This window comes from Ureibacillus suwonensis, assembly GCF_042655065.1.
Classification (GTDB): domain Bacteria; phylum Bacillota; class Bacilli; order Bacillales_A; family Planococcaceae; genus Ureibacillus; species Ureibacillus suwonensis.
This window is the reverse complement of record NZ_JBHSNQ010000031.1, coordinates 1-17,097: the sequence shown is the minus strand read 5'-3', so window position 1 is coordinate 17,097 and position 17,097 is coordinate 1. Positions and strand designations below refer to the sequence as shown.

Below are 17,097 nucleotides of genomic sequence, written 5' to 3'. Positions count from 1 at the left end.
GCTGAAAGATCTTCTGATGATTAGTAGCACGAATGATGACTAAAATGAAAAGGTGGTGAAATACCAGTGGCAAGAAGTTTGCGCGATATTAAAAACCGAATCAACTCAACGCGTAAAACAGGGCATATCACAAAAGCGATGCAAATGGTGTCCGCTGCGAAACGTTCCAAAGCGGAAGAAAATGCGAAATCTTACGTTCCATATATGGAAAAAGTGCAGGATGTTGTTGCATCCATCGCCAGTGGCGCATCTGATGTCACTCACCCAATGCTTGTCGCACGCCCTGTGAAAAAGACGGGTTATATCATTATCGGTTCTGACCGCGGTTTGGCTGGACCATATAACTCAAACGTGATTCGTGAATTGGCACGTGTAGTCGAAGAACGTCATAAATCCAATGACGAGTTCGTGATTTTTACAATTGGTCGTGTTCCTACAGAGTATTTTAAAAAGCGTGGGTACAATGTAATTGATAGCGTTGTCGGCCTTCCTGACCAACCATCATTCTCCCAAATTAAACAAATCGCTCGTAAAGCTGTTGGTATGTTCGCTGATGGTACATATGATGAACTTTATATGTACTACAACCACTACGTGAGCGTCATTTCACAAGTCGTAACGGAGAAAAAAGTATTGCCGATCACTGATTTGGCACCAGCATCAGAAGGGCTTCAAGCAACTTATGAGTTCGAACCAAGTCCGGAAGCGATTTTGGAGGTTCTATTGCCTCAATATGCTGAAAGCTTGATTTATGGTGCATTGCTCGATGCGAAAGCAAGTGAACATGCTGCGCGTATGACTGCCATGAAAACAGCGACAGATAACGCGAATGAACTTGTTAAAACACTTACACTCGAATACAACCGTGCTCGTCAAGCATCGATTACTCAAGAAATTACAGAAATTGTCAGCGGAGCGGAAGCCATCCAATAGGCTAGCTCCTTGTTACGTATAAATGTACGATAGGAGGGTACACAGGAATGAACAAAGGACATGTTGTTCAGGTAATGGGTCCGGTTGTAGACGTAAAATTCCAAAACGGACAATTACCAAATATCTACGACGCTCTAAAAGTTAACATAAATCGTCCTGGTGAAGAAACTGTTACTTTGACATTAGAAGTAGCGTTACACCTAGGAGACGACACTGTCCGTACAATTGCCATGGCCTCAACTGACGGTCTTCAACGTGGCGCGGAAGTAACTAACACAGGTGCACCTATCTCTGTCCCAGTCGGAGAAGTAACGCTTGGACGTGTATTCAACGTTTTAGGTGAACCAATTGATGAAAAAGATGATATCGCAACGGAAGCTCGCCGTGATCCAATTCACCGCGAAGCACCTAAATTTGAAGAACTTTCCACAAAAGTAGAAATCCTTGAAACAGGTATCAAAGTAGTTGACTTATTGGCACCTTATATCAAAGGTGGTAAAGTAGGTCTATTCGGTGGTGCCGGAGTAGGTAAAACCGTATTGATCCAGGAGTTAATCCATAACATCGCACAAGAACACGGTGGTATCTCTGTATTCGCCGGTGTAGGTGAACGTACTCGTGAAGGTAACGACTTGTACCATGAAATGAGCGATTCAGGCGTTATCAGCAAAACTGCGATGGTATTCGGACAAATGAACGAACCGCCTGGTGCCCGTATGCGCGTTGCCCTAACTGGTTTGACAATGGCAGAATATTTCCGTGATGAACAAGGACAAGACGTGCTATTGTTCATCGACAACATCTTCCGTTTCACTCAAGCAGGTTCGGAAGTATCAGCCCTACTTGGCCGTATGCCATCAGCCGTTGGTTACCAACCAACACTTGCTACGGAAATGGGTAACTTGCAAGAACGGATCACATCTACAAACAAAGGTTCCATCACGTCAATCCAAGCGATTTACGTACCAGCCGACGACTATACTGACCCGGCTCCGGCTACAACATTCGCTCACTTAGACTCAACAACAAACCTTGAACGTAAATTGTCTGAGATGGGTATTTACCCAGCGGTGGACCCACTAGCTTCCACTTCCCGTGCGTTGGCACCTGAAATCGTGGGTGAAGAACATTATCAAGTGGCTCGCGGCGTACAGCAAACATTGCAACGTTACCGCGAATTGCAAGATATCATCGCCATCTTAGGTATGGATGAATTATCCGAAGAAGATAAGAAAACAGTTGAACGCGCTCGTCGTATCCAATTCTTCTTATCTCAAAACTTCCACGTGGCTGAGCAATTCACTGGTCAACCAGGTTCTTATGTTCCTGTAAAAGACACAGTGCGCAGCTTCAAAGAAATTTTGGAAGGTAAATATGACCATTTACCAGAAGATGCATTCCGTCTAGTAGGAAGCATTGAAGACGTAATCGAAAGAGCTAAAGCAATGGGCGTAGAGGTATAATGTTACGGACGGAGGAGGAAAAAAAATGAAGACAGTTCAAGTCAATATTGTCACTCCGGACGGCCCAGTATACGATTCAGAAATCACAATGGTAATCGCTAAAACTGTTTCTGGAGATATCGGTATCCTTCCAGGTCATATTCCTTTAGTGGCACCGCTGCAAATCAGCGCGGTCAAACTAAAGCTTGCAGACGGTTCGCAAAAAGTAGTAGCCGTTAGCGGTGGCTTTATTGAAGTTCGTCCAGACAAAATCTCGATTTTGGCTCCTTCTGCTGAAGTGGCTGAGAACATTGATCTCGCTCGTGCTCAAGCAGCGAAGAAGAGAGCTGAAGAACGTCTTCAAAGCAAGTCCGATGAAATCGACTTCAAACGGGCTGAATTGGCTTTGAAACGTGCGATCAATCGTATCAACGTTTATGAGGGTAGATTTTAATAGATAAGCGGGCAGTATGACTGTCCGCTTTTTCTATAAATGGATATGGAATTATTTTACTTTGAAAGTTGTTGTTTCCCAGTTTTTTTTACCTTATAAAAATTTGGATGTTTCATGATCAAAAAGGAGGAGGCGCGCATATGGGTATGGGTACGAATATTTATCAGACAATGGGCGTTCAGGCGGGCATTGAAATCTTTTCCCACATTCTATTCATCGCCATCGCTTTTTACGCATTGCAATCCATCCGGTTGGAAGTCGTTTTCAAAAAAGGGAAGACGTTTCAAATTCAGCTCATGTATATCTTGCTGAGCATTGCATTAGGCTACACGGTGTCGGATTTTCTGATCGATTTTACCGGTTTATCCCGACAACTTCCTTACATCTTTTCCAAGTACAATTAGTGCTTATTTCCCGATTCGATGGATCGATAGATTGATAGGTTTTAATCAAAAATTTGTTTCCCTTCGGATGATATATGATTTGTAAGGGCAAATGACAAATTTTGATTCTTTTGTCGTTACAACACATATACCGTGTTATTTCCTGGGCAATCATGTAGAGAAATTTGTTACAGAAATGACAAAAAGCTATGAAAAAGTTAGTAATTTTTGATAATCCGTTAAAATTCACCATATTTCCCTAACGTGCGTAATATATAATTGTAGATATATGTTGAAAAATATTTGAAATTAGTATTTTTAGTCACTTGTAAATTAGAGAATTAAGCATTACTATTGATATGGTTTGTTTTTTAGTGACTAAATGCGTAAGGCATCTTTGGATAATGGATTCGGAGGGACGATTTGTGGAGAAAATGATTGTTACAGGAGGCCGAAGATTACAAGGAAAAGTTAAAATAGAAGGGGCAAAGAATGCTGTATTGCCGATTTTAACTGCTTCATTGTTAGCTTCGAAGAATACAAGTGTAATAAAAGACGTCCCAAATTTGGCGGATGTTCATACGATAAATGAAGTATTGAAAAGTTTAAATGCCGAAGTACAATATGACGTTGAAAATAATGAGATTCATATAAATGCGGAAAAAACTTTATTAAGTGAAGCACCATTCGATTATGTCAGTAAAATGCGCGCCTCAATTTTGGTGATGGGATCATTGCTTGCCCGAAACGGCTATGCCCGCGTTGCCATGCCGGGCGGTTGCGCAATCGGTTCCCGGCCGATTGAACTGCATTTGAAAGGCTTTGAAGCAATGGGCGCGAAAATTACGACGGGCCATGGATATGTGGAAGCAAGAGTGCAGGACCGTTTAAAAGGGGCAAATATTTATTTGGATTTCCCAAGTGTTGGCGCAACGGAAAATATTATGACCGCTGCCGCATTGGCTGACGGTACGACAGTGATCGAAAATGCGGCAAAAGAACCGGAAATTGTGGACTTGGCCAATTTCATCAATAAAATGGGCGGTCGTGTCATGGGGGCTGGAACTGACACAATCCGCATTGAAGGTGTGAAAGAACTGCACGGTACGATTCATCATGTCATTCCTGACCGGATCGAAGCCGGGACATTTATGGTGGCCGCTGCGATTACCCGTGGTGATGTGTTAATTGAAAATGTGATTCCGGAACATTTGACCGCACTGATTGCCAAAATGCGTGAAATGGGCGTGGAAATCACGGAAGAAGGCAATGGACTTCGGGTACGTGCGAAAGATCCTTTGAAGGCGGTCGATGTGAAAACGATGCCATATCCGGGATTCCCTACAGACATGCAGGCGCAAATGATGGCGTTGATGCTGACGGCTTATGGAACGAGCATCATTACGGAAACGGTATTTGAAAACCGCTTCATGCATGTGGAAGAGTTTCGCCGCATGAATGCGTCATTGAAAATTGAAGGCCGTTCGACGTTTATTGAAGGACCGGTGAAACTGCAAAGTGCGGAAGTGGCTGCAACGGATTTGCGTGCGGCAGCAGCGTTGATTTTGGCTGGATTGGCGACGGATGGAGTAACGCGTGTAACGAAGCTGTATCATTTGGATCGGGGTTACGTGAACTTCGAGAAGAAATTGCGTGCGCTTGGGGCAAATATTGAGCGCGTTTCCGGCGATTCATCGGAAACGGATTCAAAGAAACCGAATGTTGCCACAGGGACTACGCTGAATGTTTAATTTCGGGCATTCTATTTTTCTAATGTACCATATGATGGGCGTGTTTCATTTATTCATAGAGAGATGCTTAGAACGACAAAATCCTGTTCAAGAGGTTTTGTCGTTTTATTTTTTTGGATGATGCAGCCGGATTGAAAAGCCGGTTATTTTTTGAAAATTTTGTCTTTATTCCGGTGGATGGGGTTGATATATTTAAGTAAAAAGTGTTGGCAGGGATGGAGATGAAAAATAATTTAAAAAGCGGCATCATTGGAAGAAACGATTGGGGCGTTATTGAACGGCAATCTTCCGCATATATCGGGAGTATTCATCGGAAAAATGGAAAACTTGCAGTAGCTGTGAAGCATAGATGAAATGACTGAAAAACTATGCATTTCTGATAGGGGGCGGGAAAGATGATAAAGAAAGCCTTTATTTACGCAGTTTCCTTTTTTCTAGCATTATCGTTTGTGCAGTGGATCATGTCGAAAGAAATTCAATGGGGATTCAATCTCGGATCAAGCTTCATGGCCTTCTTGTTCATGCTGCTTTTCAACTGGGCAAACGTGCCGTACCAATGGAAAAAAGGGGATAAAGGAAACTGATTTGGAAAAGAGCGTCCGAAACTAGCGCAACATTCGGGCGTTTTTTTGATCCCAATTCAAATCAGTCTAAGAATGAATAATAAAAAACTTCCACAAAAAAGATATATTTCCCTTTCTCCAATCATAAGTAATATGTATGAAACGAATAGATCATCACAAAAACCTGGCAATCATGATTTCCATCACATTATTTGTCGCAGCGCTGTTTTTCTTCCCGTTTCTATTCAAAAACTCCGAAAAAACGTTGAAAGAAGCATCGGGGCCGTTGGTGACGACGGAAGATTGCAATATTTTCATCCGCATCTCCGGCCAGAAGGATCCAATTCCACTGGAAGAATATGTGGTCGGGGTCGTGGCGGCGGAAATGCCGGCCAACTTTCATCCGGAAGCCTTGAAAGCCCAGGCCATCGCCGCAAGAACCTACGTGCTGAAATCGACGAACTATGGCCAAACCCCGATCGAGCCGACTGTGCTGAGACAAGTATTTTATGATGAAGATACGAGAAAAGCCAATTGGCAGACCACTTTTGACGAAAACGAGCAAAAAATCAAACAAGCCGTAGAAAGTACGAAAGGAGAAGTGCTGAAATACAACGGCGAACTGATTACGGCCATGTTCCACTCCATGAGCAACGGCAGGACGGAAAGCTCCAAAAATTACAGCGGGGTCGATTTGCCGTATCTTCAATCCGTCGCCAGCGCGGATTTTCAGGCGGAAAACTATGTAACGAAAAAGACGTTGACGTTGGAAGAATGGAATCGTCTATTAAAAGTCAACATGACCTTGGACGAGGTCAAAAAAATCCGTACCAAACTGAACAACACGGGGAGGGTGGAGAAAGTCATATCCGGCAACAAAGAATGGACGGGCCGCGATTTCCGCGATTTGTTGGACTTGCGTTCGACCGATTTTACAATCCAAGTGGCCAATAACAAAATCGAAATTACGACGGAAGGCTACGGACATGGTGTGGGCATGAGCCAATACGGAGCCGATGCGATGGCGAAACAGGGAAGAACCGCCCATGAAATCCTCGCCCATTACTACAAAGACACAACCATTGAAAAAATGATGTGTACGAAATGAGAGCCGCCAAGCGGGAAACGTAACTGAAAGCACCTTACTACACAAATATTACGTCTGGAAAAAGTTTATGCAAAAAATAGTGAAAATTTCCAAAAAACTTGTTTAGAAATTCCAAAACTTGTTCATCCTTCATATTGAGGTGATGAACAAATGAGAGAAGACAACAACAAACAAAATAATACTTCTCAAAATCCAAAAACGAACTGGCAACAAAAACCATGGTTTTGGCCGGCAATATATGGGGGCATTGCAGCAGTACTTATTGTCTTAATTGTGACTTATTCCGTACTCACAAGCAAAGAAGAGAGTGACACGGTGGCTGAACCGACTGCACAGGAAGAGCAATCACCGGTCATTGAAACAAACGCTCGCACGGAAACGCTCAAATATCCATTTGATGAAAGCCAGCTGGAAAATGTGAAAGTATTGCAAGATTTCTATGATATCAATGCGGATGCGAAATCACGCGAAAATGCGCTGCTTGTATTCGATCAAACATTCACAACATCCTCTGGAATTTCCATTTCCATCAACAATGAGCCATTCGAAGTACTGGCTGCAATGAGCGGTGAAGTGAAAGAAGTGAAGCTGGATGCGTTCACTGGAAATAAAATCATCATCGAACACCCTAACGGAATGGAAACACACTACAGCTCTGTAACGGATATCCTTGTGAAAAAAGGGGATTTGGTGGAACAAGGCCAACCAATCGCCACAACAACGGAAAACGATTGGAATCCGACTGCCGGCATCCATCTCCACTTTGAAGTGTTGGAAGATGGAAAACATGTAAATCCAAGAAATTATTTAAACTTCTAACAAATGAAAGCGCAGCCTGGACGGAAACACCCGTCTTTCCAGGCTGCGCTTTTGACTTTCCCGGGAAAAAAAGTTCTGAAAAAGTTGGAACATACATATGGTGAATAAACGTTAAATCGCTGATTGCAAACGTCAATGAAATACATGTATCAGAAAAACGTCGAAATAGATTGTTTATTGTAGGCAAAACTGCACTTCTTATATCCGAGAGAAAGGAAGAGAACGTGCACGAGCACATTCGGCACCGTTGCGTACGACTGGGAAAGCTGCTTGTGGAGACGGGTGAGACGGTTCGGGTCCTTGCGAAAATGACAGGATATTCCAAAAGTACGGTGCACAAAGACTTAACAGAGCGGCTACAATTAGTGAATGAAGAATTGGCAAAAGAAGTGAGAGAAATATTAGCCTACCACAAATCCGTTCGTCATTTACGGGGGGGCGAGGCGACACGTAGAAAGTGGCAGTCCCAAAAAAAACAATGAAAAGGCATTTGGTTTGACTTTGGCCAGAAGTCAGGCTGAATGCTTTTTCATTTCATCCTGGGGCGGAAGTTGGCCGCAAGACGGATCGGGTGTATATGAAGCGAAAATGTATACGTTTTCCATCTTATAACGGATGCGCAGACGCTTTCCACCCCATAAGGGTTGTGTTTATCCAAGATGGATTTGCGGCAACGTCGGGGGCAATTCCGCCTCGTGCGGCTGTATTTTCACAAGGCGGAAACTCCATTCATCCAGTCGATATTTCCGGTTTTTGGCGCAAAGATTGTGATTTTATTCAGAGAATAATGATTTTATAAAGTCAATATTGACCCGAAGCTAAATTTTGAACAATTTGTAGAAAAACGGTGAAAAACGTCAAATTCCCCCAGAATAAAGCTGTAAATAAGATTTTATTATGATAAAATATTCTAGATAAAATGTATAAATTATGAACGTAGTAATAGAGTCGCAAAATGTTGGAAGGAGAAATTAGATTATCATGTTTTCAAAGGATATAGGGATCGACTTAGGAACTGCTAATGTACTGATTTATGTGAAGGGGAAGGGAATTGTTCTAAACGAACCATCCGTTGTGGCAATCGACAAAAAAACCAACAAAGTGCTGGCGGTTGGTGAAGAAGCTAGAAGAATGGTAGGGCGTACGCCAGGAAATATCGTGGCCATCCGTCCATTGAAAGACGGGGTTATTGCCGATTTCGATTTGACGGAAGCGATGTTAAGACATTTCCTTAATAAACTTGATGTAAAAGGATTCTTCTCAAAACCCCGCATTTTAATTTGCTGCCCGACAAACATCACAAGTGTCGAAAAGAAAGCGATTCGTGAAGCGGCTGAAAAATCAGGCGGCAAAAAAGTGTATCTGGAAGAAGAACCGAAAGTGGCTGCCATCGGTGCAGGCATGGACATTTTCCAACCAAGCGGAAACATGGTGGTCGATATCGGCGGCGGTACGACAGATATCGCGGTGCTTTCCATGGGGGATATTGTGACGAGCGAATCTATCAAAGTGGCGGGAGATACGTTCGACAATGATATTCTTCAATATATTAAGAAGGAATATAAACTGTTGATCGGTGAACGTACGGCGGAAGCCATTAAAATCAACATCGGAACGGTTTTCCCTGGCGGCCGGGATGAATCGATGGAAATCCGCGGACGCGACATGGTGACAGGACTTCCGCGCACCATCACGATCCATTCCGCCGAAATTGAAAAAGCATTGCATGAATCTGTCCAATTGATTGTTCAATCCGCGAAAAATGTATTGGAAAAAACGCCGCCGGAATTATCCGCAGACATCATTGACCGCGGCGTGATTTTGACAGGCGGCGGCGCATTGCTTCATGGCATGGACCAATTGCTCATGCAAGAATTGAAAGTGCCGGTGCTTGTTGCGGATAATCCAATGGACTGCGTGGCCATCGGAACGGGTATCATGCTTGACAACATCGACCGTTCACCTGGTTCAAGATTTTAACTTCCAGCGTTCCAACACGAAATAAGCGAACCCTCGGCTGGAAAAAGAAACAGCCGAATTTCATCCAAAACGACATGAATATGCGGGTAGAAACACAGCAATTCCCAAGTTGCACCCGACCTGAGAAAACTTAGTGATTCTAAGTTTCATCCAAACGATGGGCAAAATGACTTATTCATGGCACCATTGCATCCATTCTATCCGCACATTCCCGGAAATGATGAAGGAAAAGGATCTTGCAAAAATCCGTGGAAAGCGAAAAACGAACTATAATCGATTGGCGACTTCCCACCGATATAAAAAGGAGAGGCATTTTGACCAAATGAAGGGGGAAAGAGCATGTTTAGAGGAATCTATACGGCAGCTTCCGGCATGCTGGCGCAGCAAAGAAAGACGGAAATTTTGACGAACAATATGGCGAATGCGAACACACCGGGGTTCAAAGCGGAGCAGACAACGATCCGCTCATTCCCGGAAATGCTCATGTCCGCCATTGATGATACCAATGTTCCGACGAAAAAAGGATTAAACCTGAACTTGATCCGCCCGATTGGCAATCTTTCAACCGGCATTTACTTGCAAGAAACAATGCCGAACTTTGCGCAAGGCAATGTTTACGAAACGGATTACAATACTGACCTTGCCTTGATGAACGGCAACCTTCCTGCGGGGAGCAGCATCTTTTTCCGTCTGGCACATCCGGATGGAGGCGAGGCCTATACAAGAAACGGGAACTTTGCTTTGGATGGACAAGGCTATTTGGTGAATGGGGACGGATATTACGTTTTATCCGAAAACGGAGACCGCATCCAGCTCCCAAATGAAGAATTCCAAGTCACTGAAGACGGTGCCGTGTACGTAAACGGACAACAGGTGGCGAGAATCGGGGTGGCTTTTGCCCCAAATGCCAATGACCTGGTGAAACAGGACAATGGATTGTTCCGGACACAGGACGGACAAGCGTTGCCTTCCGCCTTTGCAGAAGGCGATGTCACGTTTTCCATCAGACAGCGGTTCTTGGAAGGTTCCAATGTTGATGCGGCGCAATCGATGACGGAACTTCTGACGGCATACCGCGCCTTCGAAGCAAACCAAAAAGTCGTCCAAGCTTATGACAAAAGCATGGACAAAGCGGTCAATGAAATAGGAAAAGTATAAGGAAGGAGGCGGAAACATGCTACGGACAATGCTGACGGCTACCAACACATTGAATCAAATCCAGCTTCAAATCGACACGATCAGCAACAATATCGCCAACATCGGCACAAACGGGTATAAAGCGAAAGAAGCCCGCTTTTCCGAAATGCTGTATCAGGAATACCACAACACGAGAAAAGATGAGCAGTCACCGAGATTGACACCGCAAGGAATCCGCTACGGTGTCGGTGCGAAAATTTCGCAAATCCAAACAAACAATGCCCAAGGAACGTTGCAGACGACGGACCGCCCATTGGACTTTGCGTTCAAAAATGCGCGCCAATATTTTAATATTTTAATGCCGGATGAAAACGGCGACATGAATGTGGTGTATACACGAAAAGGCGATTTTTATGCAACCCCGATGAATAATGGGCAAATGATGCTCGTCAATGCGGACGGCTATGCAGTGGCGGACATCGATGGAAATCCGATCGTGTTCGATGAAGAGGTGAGCAGTTTTTCCCTCGAGAATGGCGGCAGATTGGTCGTCAATTTGGAGGATGGCACGCAGCAAGCCTTTTTGTTGGGTGTCACTGAAATCCATTTGCCACAACTGATGATGAAGATTTCCGACGAATACATAGACGTGCCTGATAACTTGAATGAATTGGGCTACGAATTGAACGATGTTTTGACGGATATGCAGGGAAATGCCCGCCAAAATATCGGCCTTGAAAATTATCAATTGGAATTGTCCAACGTGAATATGGCCAAAGAAATGACCCAGTTGATCCAAGCGCAAAAATCCTATCAATTTAATGCCCGCGCCATCACCATCGCGGACCAAATGTTGGGGTTGATCAACGGAATCCGTTAATGGTCATGATCAGGGAAATCCGTACTTGTGAAACAATGAACGAACCCTTTGTTTCATCCTTCATCCGCGCTTTGACGAATGGTGCAAAGCGCGGAATGAAGCGAGTTCGTTTGATTCCGGGCAACCCCGCAAAGGCGAAACTTTAGATGCGGCTGTTGCGTTTATTTTATCAAGAACGATGACGAATCATGCGAACAGAAAAAAATGCTGGCGGAATTCTGTTGATTCTGACGGCACATTCATAATCGTGTGAACCCATGGGCAAAATTCGTTTACCAAAAATACTTGAATGAACAGGGAGAACAGACAATGGCAAACGAAATGAAAAGCGGCTCCACTTTGACGGAAAAAAGAACGAAACGGCAAGAAAAGGATCCTAAAGCATCGGGCGTTCTACTTTCAAAGTGGCTGAAGCGGAATAAAAGAGAGAACGAGAAGAATGAGGAAGCTCTGCCAAATGACGACAGTTTCATAAAGAACCTGAAAATTTACCGCACCAGAATGTTTCCCATTTGGCTGCGGATTGTCATTGTGCTCGTGCTGTTGTTGCTCGCAGCCATATTCGGGCTCATGATCGGTTACGGCCTCATTGGTGACGGCAAGCTGATGGATGCGTTAAAATGGGAAACATATCAGCACATTCTGGACATCATGAACGGAAAAGAATAAAGTATGCTCCGCCTTTTTTTGTGGAAAGCTGAATTCATGATGCATGCTGATATTGGAAATGGCGCTTTTTTGGCGTCCGGATGCCTTCAAATTCTGAGAATCATGTTGCGTTGCCGCTTATTTCGTATGCTTGATTTTGATAATGGGGGGAAATGTTATGTTGAATGTTGAACAAATTCAGGCGATTTTACCGCACCGATATCCATTTTTATTAGTGGACCGTATTCTTGAACTGGAAGAAGGGAAACGGGTGGTGGGCATCAAGAATGTGTCCATCAATGAACCTTTCTTCAATGGCCATTTCCCTGGCTATCCGGTAATGCCCGGCGTTTTGATCGTGGAAGCGTTGGCGCAAGTCGGAGGGGTGGCTTTATTAAATACTGAGCAATTCAAAGGGAGATTGGCATTTTTGACAGGCATTGACAACGCCCGTTTCAAGCGCCAAGTCGTGCCAGGCGATCAATTGAAATTGGAAGTCGAATTTGTCAAATTGCGCGGCTCGATGGGGAAAGGCCATGGCATTGCCACGGTTGACGGCGAACTCGTTGCGGAAGCGGACATTTTATTTGCAATCGGCCCGGAAGCACCAAAAGTAAAATAAACTCCTTCCCGAAATACACACGTCCAAAAGGGTTCCAATCATGAATAGAATGATTGGAACTGTGTAATAAGTGTGTTCCCTTAATTTGAAATTCATTAACAAAAGAGATAAAATATAACAGTTGAATTTTTTTAGGTTGTAGGTAGAGAGAAGTATATGCACCCTTGGCTCTTTTAAACATAGGAGGTTTTATTTTAGAATGTATAAACAGCTGTCATCGGGCGTAAAAATCAGTATCACACGATCCATTTCGATCGCATTCGAGCAATACTTGGCAAGCATCGGCTGGGATGAAGACCGTTTTTCAATGGAAGAATTCATGAAGAGATGGCAACAATATTTTTTGGAAAATGCCGCATGGTTTGAAAAAGTGCCACAGGACATATTGCTGAGCCCCGAATTTCATGAAGAAATTGCCCATAAAATTGACGAAGTGATCGCCAAAATTTTGAACGAAAAGCCGACGAAAAAACAAATTGAGACCATCGAGAAAATGCAGAAACAGCTGGGCACGAATTATACGTATGGATGCAAAGCGGAAGCCCATTATGTGGAACAGCTACTGAAAGAACAATTGAAGGAAAAAGAACGCCCATGAACTTTTGATCCGGAAAATGGCAAAAGTTCTAAAATCGATAATGGATAGTTCCCTCTTTTTTCGCACAAATTAAAATCAGTCACTTTGCAGGTGACGATTAGCGAAGAAAGGAGGGGATTTTTTATGAAACCGTTCATCTATGCGTTATTGTTAGGGTCCGCTTTATTAGTGGGCTGTAATGATAACGACGATGAGAACGCAATCAATGAGGTAGGCAATGACGTTGAAGAAGGCGTAGAAGATGTGGGTGAAGGAGTCAAAGAAGGTGTCGAAGATGTCGGTGAGGGAGTCAATGATGCCCTTGACAATGACACGATCAATAATGACATCAATGACAATGACAAACGGACAAACCAAGGCCTACGCAATGAAGACGTCATGCCGGATGATAAAGGTGTAACCGGGGATGAACGCGGTAACCAGGAAGATATCGTTGAGGATGCCAAAGACATTCGTGACGCTGATACGAAGGATGAATAATGGTTGCGCATCCAGTTCCCATGTGGGGTAAAGGAAGCCACGAGACAAAGTCCAAAGCCTCTTCTGGTATTTTAGACTCGAGAAATTCAAAAAATCCCCCTTGCCCTTTTCGGAGCTATCTGGTTTGGATAGCTCCATATTTTTTGATTCAACGGTTTTGATTTTGGACAAGCGCCCTTTGTTTGGATGGGGGGGGAAGAAGGGGATATGGACATAAATTCTGCAAATAAAAATGGGAACTGGCGAAACGGCACAAAATCAGGTGATATGAGACATAAAAACTGTAAATAAAATAGGCACTGGTGAAATGGACACAAAATCAGGTGATAAGTTCAAAAAATCTGTAGATAAAATGGCCTGTGTCGAAATGGACACAAATTCTGGCGATATGTTCATAAAAACTGTAGATAAAAAATGGCCTGTGTCGCTATGTTCATAATATTTATAGAGAAAGACACAAAACCTGTAAATATAACGCCTGCTCCTTGTTGAAATCCGTGATAGAAAATCAGCCATTTTCCCCCTTCAATAATGGACGTTCCCTCATCCCTTTCCGGAACTCACTCAATAATTCTTCCTTTGATAAGTTTTTCTCCAGCAACGTTTGCAACAATTGTTCCGCATATTTTAACCGCACCGTTCGCACATGTCCCTTCATTAAAACCGAAAGCCGATCTCCAATTTCTTCAATCGTTTCCACTTTCACTGTGAAGGGGGCGGGTTCATTGTCAGGGGAAGTGATCGTCACTTGCACATCAAAAGATTCCCGGGTTTCCCACAATCTTTCAAAATGCTTTCGATATGGCTGCTCTGTAAACAACTCCAAAATCCACGTCTTTTCATGATTTTCCTGATTAATGATGATTCCGTCGATCAGGGGGATTTCCACACCATCGTGTTCAAATTGAAAGGAAATCATTTTAAAAGTTTTCAAAGGTTTCCCTCCCATGATAATCGAAATGCCCTCTTTCATCAGTATAGCAAAGGAACGCTTTCAGACATCGGGTAAAGAAAAAAATTAAAAAATTGCCAAACTTTTATTTTGGACATTTTTAAAAAATGGGGATAAAAGCAGGCATGATCTAGTTTGAGTTAAATTTTACGAACATTTGTTTTGTCCGGAAAATGAAAGTTTGAGATAGAAAAATGCGGTCATTTCTTGATTTTGGGATTTTGTCAAAAGAAGGAGTTGCCGCTATGATTGAGAAAAAGGAGGTGAATGGATGAATCATGTCGGACTAGTCGGGCGATTAACGAAAGATCCAGTTCTTCGGGAATTTGGAGAACATCGTGTGGCTACGAGTTTTGTACTGGCGGTTAATCGCAATTACCGCAATAGCCAGGGCGATGTGGATGCCGATTTCGTCTCCATTACCGCATGGGGAAAGCTGGCGGAACTGATCGTCCAATATTGCGGCAAAGGTTCACTGATCGGAATCAACGGACGATTGCAATCACGCTCCTATTTAACAAAAGCAAATGTAAAAGTATATACAACTGAAGTCGTCGCCGATGATGTCCGATTTTATTCACTCAAGCCACCAAATAAGCAAACGGAAGTTGAAAAGGATTTCGTTCTTCCGGAAACGGAACAAGAATTACCAGTTACGCAAGGGTCTTCAATTTGAAAATCGGCTGAGAGTTTTGAGGATGGTTGCATTTTGCAGGAAAAAGTGGAGGTTAGCAAAGCAAAGGATTCCGGGTAACACATAGTGGCAGGTTTTCTTTTACAATGGAAGGTTTTGTTGATTTTGTTGGAGCGAAAGGCAAAAAAATTGTTGGGAATGGAAAATGAATGGGAATGGCCTAAAATTGTTTTGGAGTTTGAAGGGGAGTACAAATAAAGAAAATGGGGGGTGAGAAAAACACTGCTGGTTTGTGACCGCCCAGCAGTGAAGGGATACATGGTAATGCATAATGGATCATGATTACAATTGAATATGATAACTGGATAAAGGTAAAGTGAGGCTACATACGAATAAACGAGGAAATCAGAACACACCTATCTAACTTCCTCCTATGGTTAGTTGTCAGACTGTCTAAGAAAGGATGACTTTCTGGGCAGTCTTTTTTGTGTGTATTTGGTTTTGGCGTAGATAGGTTCAGCTTTGGGGTCCGTCTTTTCCTTTGGTGCGGATAGATTTTATATTAGTGTGAATAGGGCTCCGATTGGTGTGGATGGTTCATTCTTTAGTGCGCATACGACTCCGATTGGTGTGGATAGATTTGCCTTTAGTGTGAATAGGGCTCCGATTGGTGTGGATGGTTTATTCTTTAGTGCGAGTAGGGCTTCATTTGGAGCGGATGGTACCTTCTTTAGTGCGAATAGGGCTCCGATTGGTGCGGATAGATCTGCCTTTAGTGTGAATAGGACTTCATTTGGAGCGGATGGTACCTTCTTTAGTGCGAATAGGGTTCCGATTGGTGCGGATGGTTTATTCTTTAGTGCGAATAGGGCTTCATTTGGAGCGGATGGTACCTTCTTTAGTGCGAATAGGGCTCCGATTGGTGCGGATGGTTCATTCTTTAGTGCGCATACGACTCCGATTGGTGCGGATAGATTTGCCTTTAGTGCGAATAGGGCTCCGATTGGTGTGGATGGTTTATTCTTTAGTGCGAATAGGGCTTCATTTGGAGCGGATGGTTCATTCTTTAGTGTGAATAGGGTTCCGATTGGTGCGGATGGTTTATTCTTTAGTGCGAATAGGGTTCCGATTGGTGTGCATGGTTCATTCTTTAGTGCGAGTAGGGCTTCATTTGGAGCGGATGGTTCATTCTTTAGTGTGAATAGGGTTCCGATTGGTGCGGATAGATTTGCCTTTAGTGCGCATACGACTCCGATTGGTGCGGATAGATTTGCCTTTAGTGCGAATAGGGCTCCGATTGGTGCGGATGGTTTATTCTTTAGTGCGAATAGGGCTTCATTTGGAGCGGATGGTTCATTCTTTAGTGTGAATAGGGTTCCGATTGGTGCGGATGGTTCATTCTTTAGTGCGCATACGACTCCGATTGGTGCGGATAGATTTGCCTTTAGTGCGAATAGGGATCCGATTGGTGCGGATGGTTTATTCTTTAGTGCGAATAGGGCTTCATTTGGAGCGGATGGTACCTTCTTTAGTGCGAATAGGGCTCCGATTGGTGTGGATGGTTCATTCTTTAGTGCGCATACGACTCCGATTGGTGCGGATGGTTCATTCTTTAGTGCGCATACGACTCCGATTGGTGCGGATAGATTTGCCTTTAGTGCGAATAGGGCTCCGATTGGTGTGGATGGTTTATTCTTTAGTGCGAGTAGGGCT

21 protein-coding genes are annotated in these 17,097 nt (G+C 43.6%); 20 read left to right on the top strand and 1 reads right to left on the bottom strand.

Features of this window, described 5'->3' with window-relative positions:
- Positions 1 to 66: 66 nt before the first annotated feature.
- The 18 genes from atpG (at position 67) to ACFPOH_RS02385 (ending at position 13,798) form a co-directional block, all read left to right on the top strand.
- The gene (gene atpG, locus ACFPOH_RS02470; protein ID WP_342470310.1) at positions 67 to 933 is read left to right on the top strand and encodes an ATP synthase F1 subunit gamma; all 867 of its coding nucleotides are present in this window, start codon (positions 67 to 69) and stop codon (positions 931 to 933) included.
- A 47-nt stretch (positions 934 to 980) separates the two neighbouring features.
- Complete coding sequence (gene atpD, locus ACFPOH_RS02465; protein WP_342580913.1) at positions 981 to 2,396, top strand: F0F1 ATP synthase subunit beta; 1,416 nt, start codon at positions 981 to 983, stop codon at positions 2,394 to 2,396.
- Positions 2,397 to 2,421: 25 nt separating this feature from the next.
- On the top strand, positions 2,422 to 2,829 hold the full coding sequence (locus ACFPOH_RS02460) for a F0F1 ATP synthase subunit epsilon (RefSeq protein WP_342580914.1): 408 nt from the start codon (positions 2,422 to 2,424) through the stop codon (positions 2,827 to 2,829).
- A 140-nt stretch (positions 2,830 to 2,969) separates the two neighbouring features.
- Positions 2,970 to 3,233 carry a DUF1146 family protein gene (locus ACFPOH_RS02455; RefSeq protein WP_390308784.1) on the top strand — a complete coding sequence of 88 codons (264 nt, stop codon included), beginning with the start codon at positions 2,970 to 2,972 and terminating at the stop codon, positions 3,231 to 3,233.
- 404 nt (positions 3,234 to 3,637) lie between these two features.
- Positions 3,638 to 4,963: a UDP-N-acetylglucosamine 1-carboxyvinyltransferase gene (murA, locus tag ACFPOH_RS02450; protein ID WP_390308782.1), complete on the top strand. Its 1,326-nt coding sequence runs from the start codon at positions 3,638 to 3,640 to the stop codon at positions 4,961 to 4,963.
- Positions 4,964 to 5,184: 221 nt separating this feature from the next.
- Positions 5,185 to 5,316, top strand: a complete 132-nt coding sequence (locus ACFPOH_RS02445; protein WP_342580916.1) for a hypothetical protein — start codon at positions 5,185 to 5,187, stop codon at positions 5,314 to 5,316.
- 42 nt (positions 5,317 to 5,358) lie between these two features.
- Positions 5,359 to 5,547 (top strand): hypothetical protein, encoded by a 189-nt coding sequence (locus tag ACFPOH_RS02440; RefSeq protein WP_390308781.1) that lies wholly within the window; start codon positions 5,359 to 5,361, stop codon positions 5,545 to 5,547.
- Between the two features lie 136 nt (positions 5,548 to 5,683).
- Complete coding sequence (spoIID, locus tag ACFPOH_RS02435; RefSeq protein WP_390308779.1) at positions 5,684 to 6,634, top strand: stage II sporulation protein D; 951 nt, start codon at positions 5,684 to 5,686, stop codon at positions 6,632 to 6,634.
- Positions 6,635 to 6,784: 150 nt separating this feature from the next.
- Entirely contained in the window at positions 6,785 to 7,453 is a 669-nt protein-coding gene (locus tag ACFPOH_RS02430) for a peptidoglycan DD-metalloendopeptidase family protein (RefSeq protein ID WP_390308778.1), read from the top strand.
- Between the two features lie 224 nt (positions 7,454 to 7,677).
- Entirely contained in the window at positions 7,678 to 7,935 is a 258-nt protein-coding gene (locus ACFPOH_RS02425; protein ID WP_016839306.1) for a sporulation transcriptional regulator SpoIIID, read from the top strand.
- Positions 7,936 to 8,434: 499 nt separating this feature from the next.
- Entirely contained in the window at positions 8,435 to 9,433 is a 999-nt protein-coding gene (gene mreB / locus ACFPOH_RS02420) for a rod shape-determining protein (protein WP_342470302.1), read from the top strand.
- A 339-nt stretch (positions 9,434 to 9,772) separates the two neighbouring features.
- Positions 9,773 to 10,591 carry a flagellar hook-basal body protein gene (locus ACFPOH_RS02415; protein WP_342470300.1) on the top strand — a complete coding sequence of 273 codons (819 nt, stop codon included), beginning with the start codon at positions 9,773 to 9,775 and terminating at the stop codon, positions 10,589 to 10,591.
- Between the two features lie 16 nt (positions 10,592 to 10,607).
- Positions 10,608 to 11,450, top strand: a complete 843-nt coding sequence (locus ACFPOH_RS02410) for a flagellar hook-basal body protein (RefSeq protein WP_342470299.1) — start codon at positions 10,608 to 10,610, stop codon at positions 11,448 to 11,450.
- Positions 11,450 to 11,596 carry a hypothetical protein gene (locus ACFPOH_RS02405; protein WP_390308775.1) on the top strand — a complete coding sequence of 49 codons (147 nt, stop codon included), beginning with the start codon at positions 11,450 to 11,452 and terminating at the stop codon, positions 11,594 to 11,596. The genes ACFPOH_RS02410 and ACFPOH_RS02405 overlap by 1 nt, the downstream gene beginning before the upstream one ends.
- 163 nt (positions 11,597 to 11,759) lie before the next feature.
- Positions 11,760 to 12,119: a DNA-directed RNA polymerase subunit beta gene (locus tag ACFPOH_RS02400; RefSeq protein WP_342580921.1), complete on the top strand. Its 360-nt coding sequence runs from the start codon at positions 11,760 to 11,762 to the stop codon at positions 12,117 to 12,119.
- 157 nt (positions 12,120 to 12,276) lie between these two features.
- Positions 12,277 to 12,720, top strand: coding sequence for a 3-hydroxyacyl-ACP dehydratase FabZ (fabZ, locus tag ACFPOH_RS02395; protein ID WP_390308774.1), 444 nt, complete (start codon positions 12,277 to 12,279; stop codon positions 12,718 to 12,720).
- A 199-nt stretch (positions 12,721 to 12,919) separates the two neighbouring features.
- On the top strand, positions 12,920 to 13,318 hold the full coding sequence (locus tag ACFPOH_RS02390; RefSeq protein ID WP_342470296.1) for a hypothetical protein: 399 nt from the start codon (positions 12,920 to 12,922) through the stop codon (positions 13,316 to 13,318).
- Positions 13,319 to 13,441: 123 nt separating this feature from the next.
- Positions 13,442 to 13,798 carry a hypothetical protein gene (locus tag ACFPOH_RS02385; RefSeq protein ID WP_342580923.1) on the top strand — a complete coding sequence of 119 codons (357 nt, stop codon included), beginning with the start codon at positions 13,442 to 13,444 and terminating at the stop codon, positions 13,796 to 13,798.
- A 508-nt stretch (positions 13,799 to 14,306) separates the two neighbouring features.
- On the opposite strand, the gene ACFPOH_RS02380 is transcribed toward ACFPOH_RS02385, so the two are convergent.
- Entirely contained in the window at positions 14,307 to 14,732 is a 426-nt protein-coding gene (locus ACFPOH_RS02380; RefSeq protein ID WP_342470294.1) for a YwpF family protein, read from the bottom strand.
- Between the two features lie 289 nt (positions 14,733 to 15,021).
- Here ACFPOH_RS02380 and ACFPOH_RS02375 point away from each other — a divergent pair, with 289 nt between their 5' ends.
- Complete coding sequence (locus ACFPOH_RS02375; RefSeq protein ID WP_342470292.1) at positions 15,022 to 15,426, top strand: single-stranded DNA-binding protein; 405 nt, start codon at positions 15,022 to 15,024, stop codon at positions 15,424 to 15,426.
- Positions 15,427 to 15,906: 480 nt separating this feature from the next.
- Positions 15,907 to 17,097, top strand: a 1,191-nt coding sequence (locus ACFPOH_RS02370) for a hypothetical protein (protein ID WP_390308773.1), incomplete at its 3' end; no start/stop codon positions are given.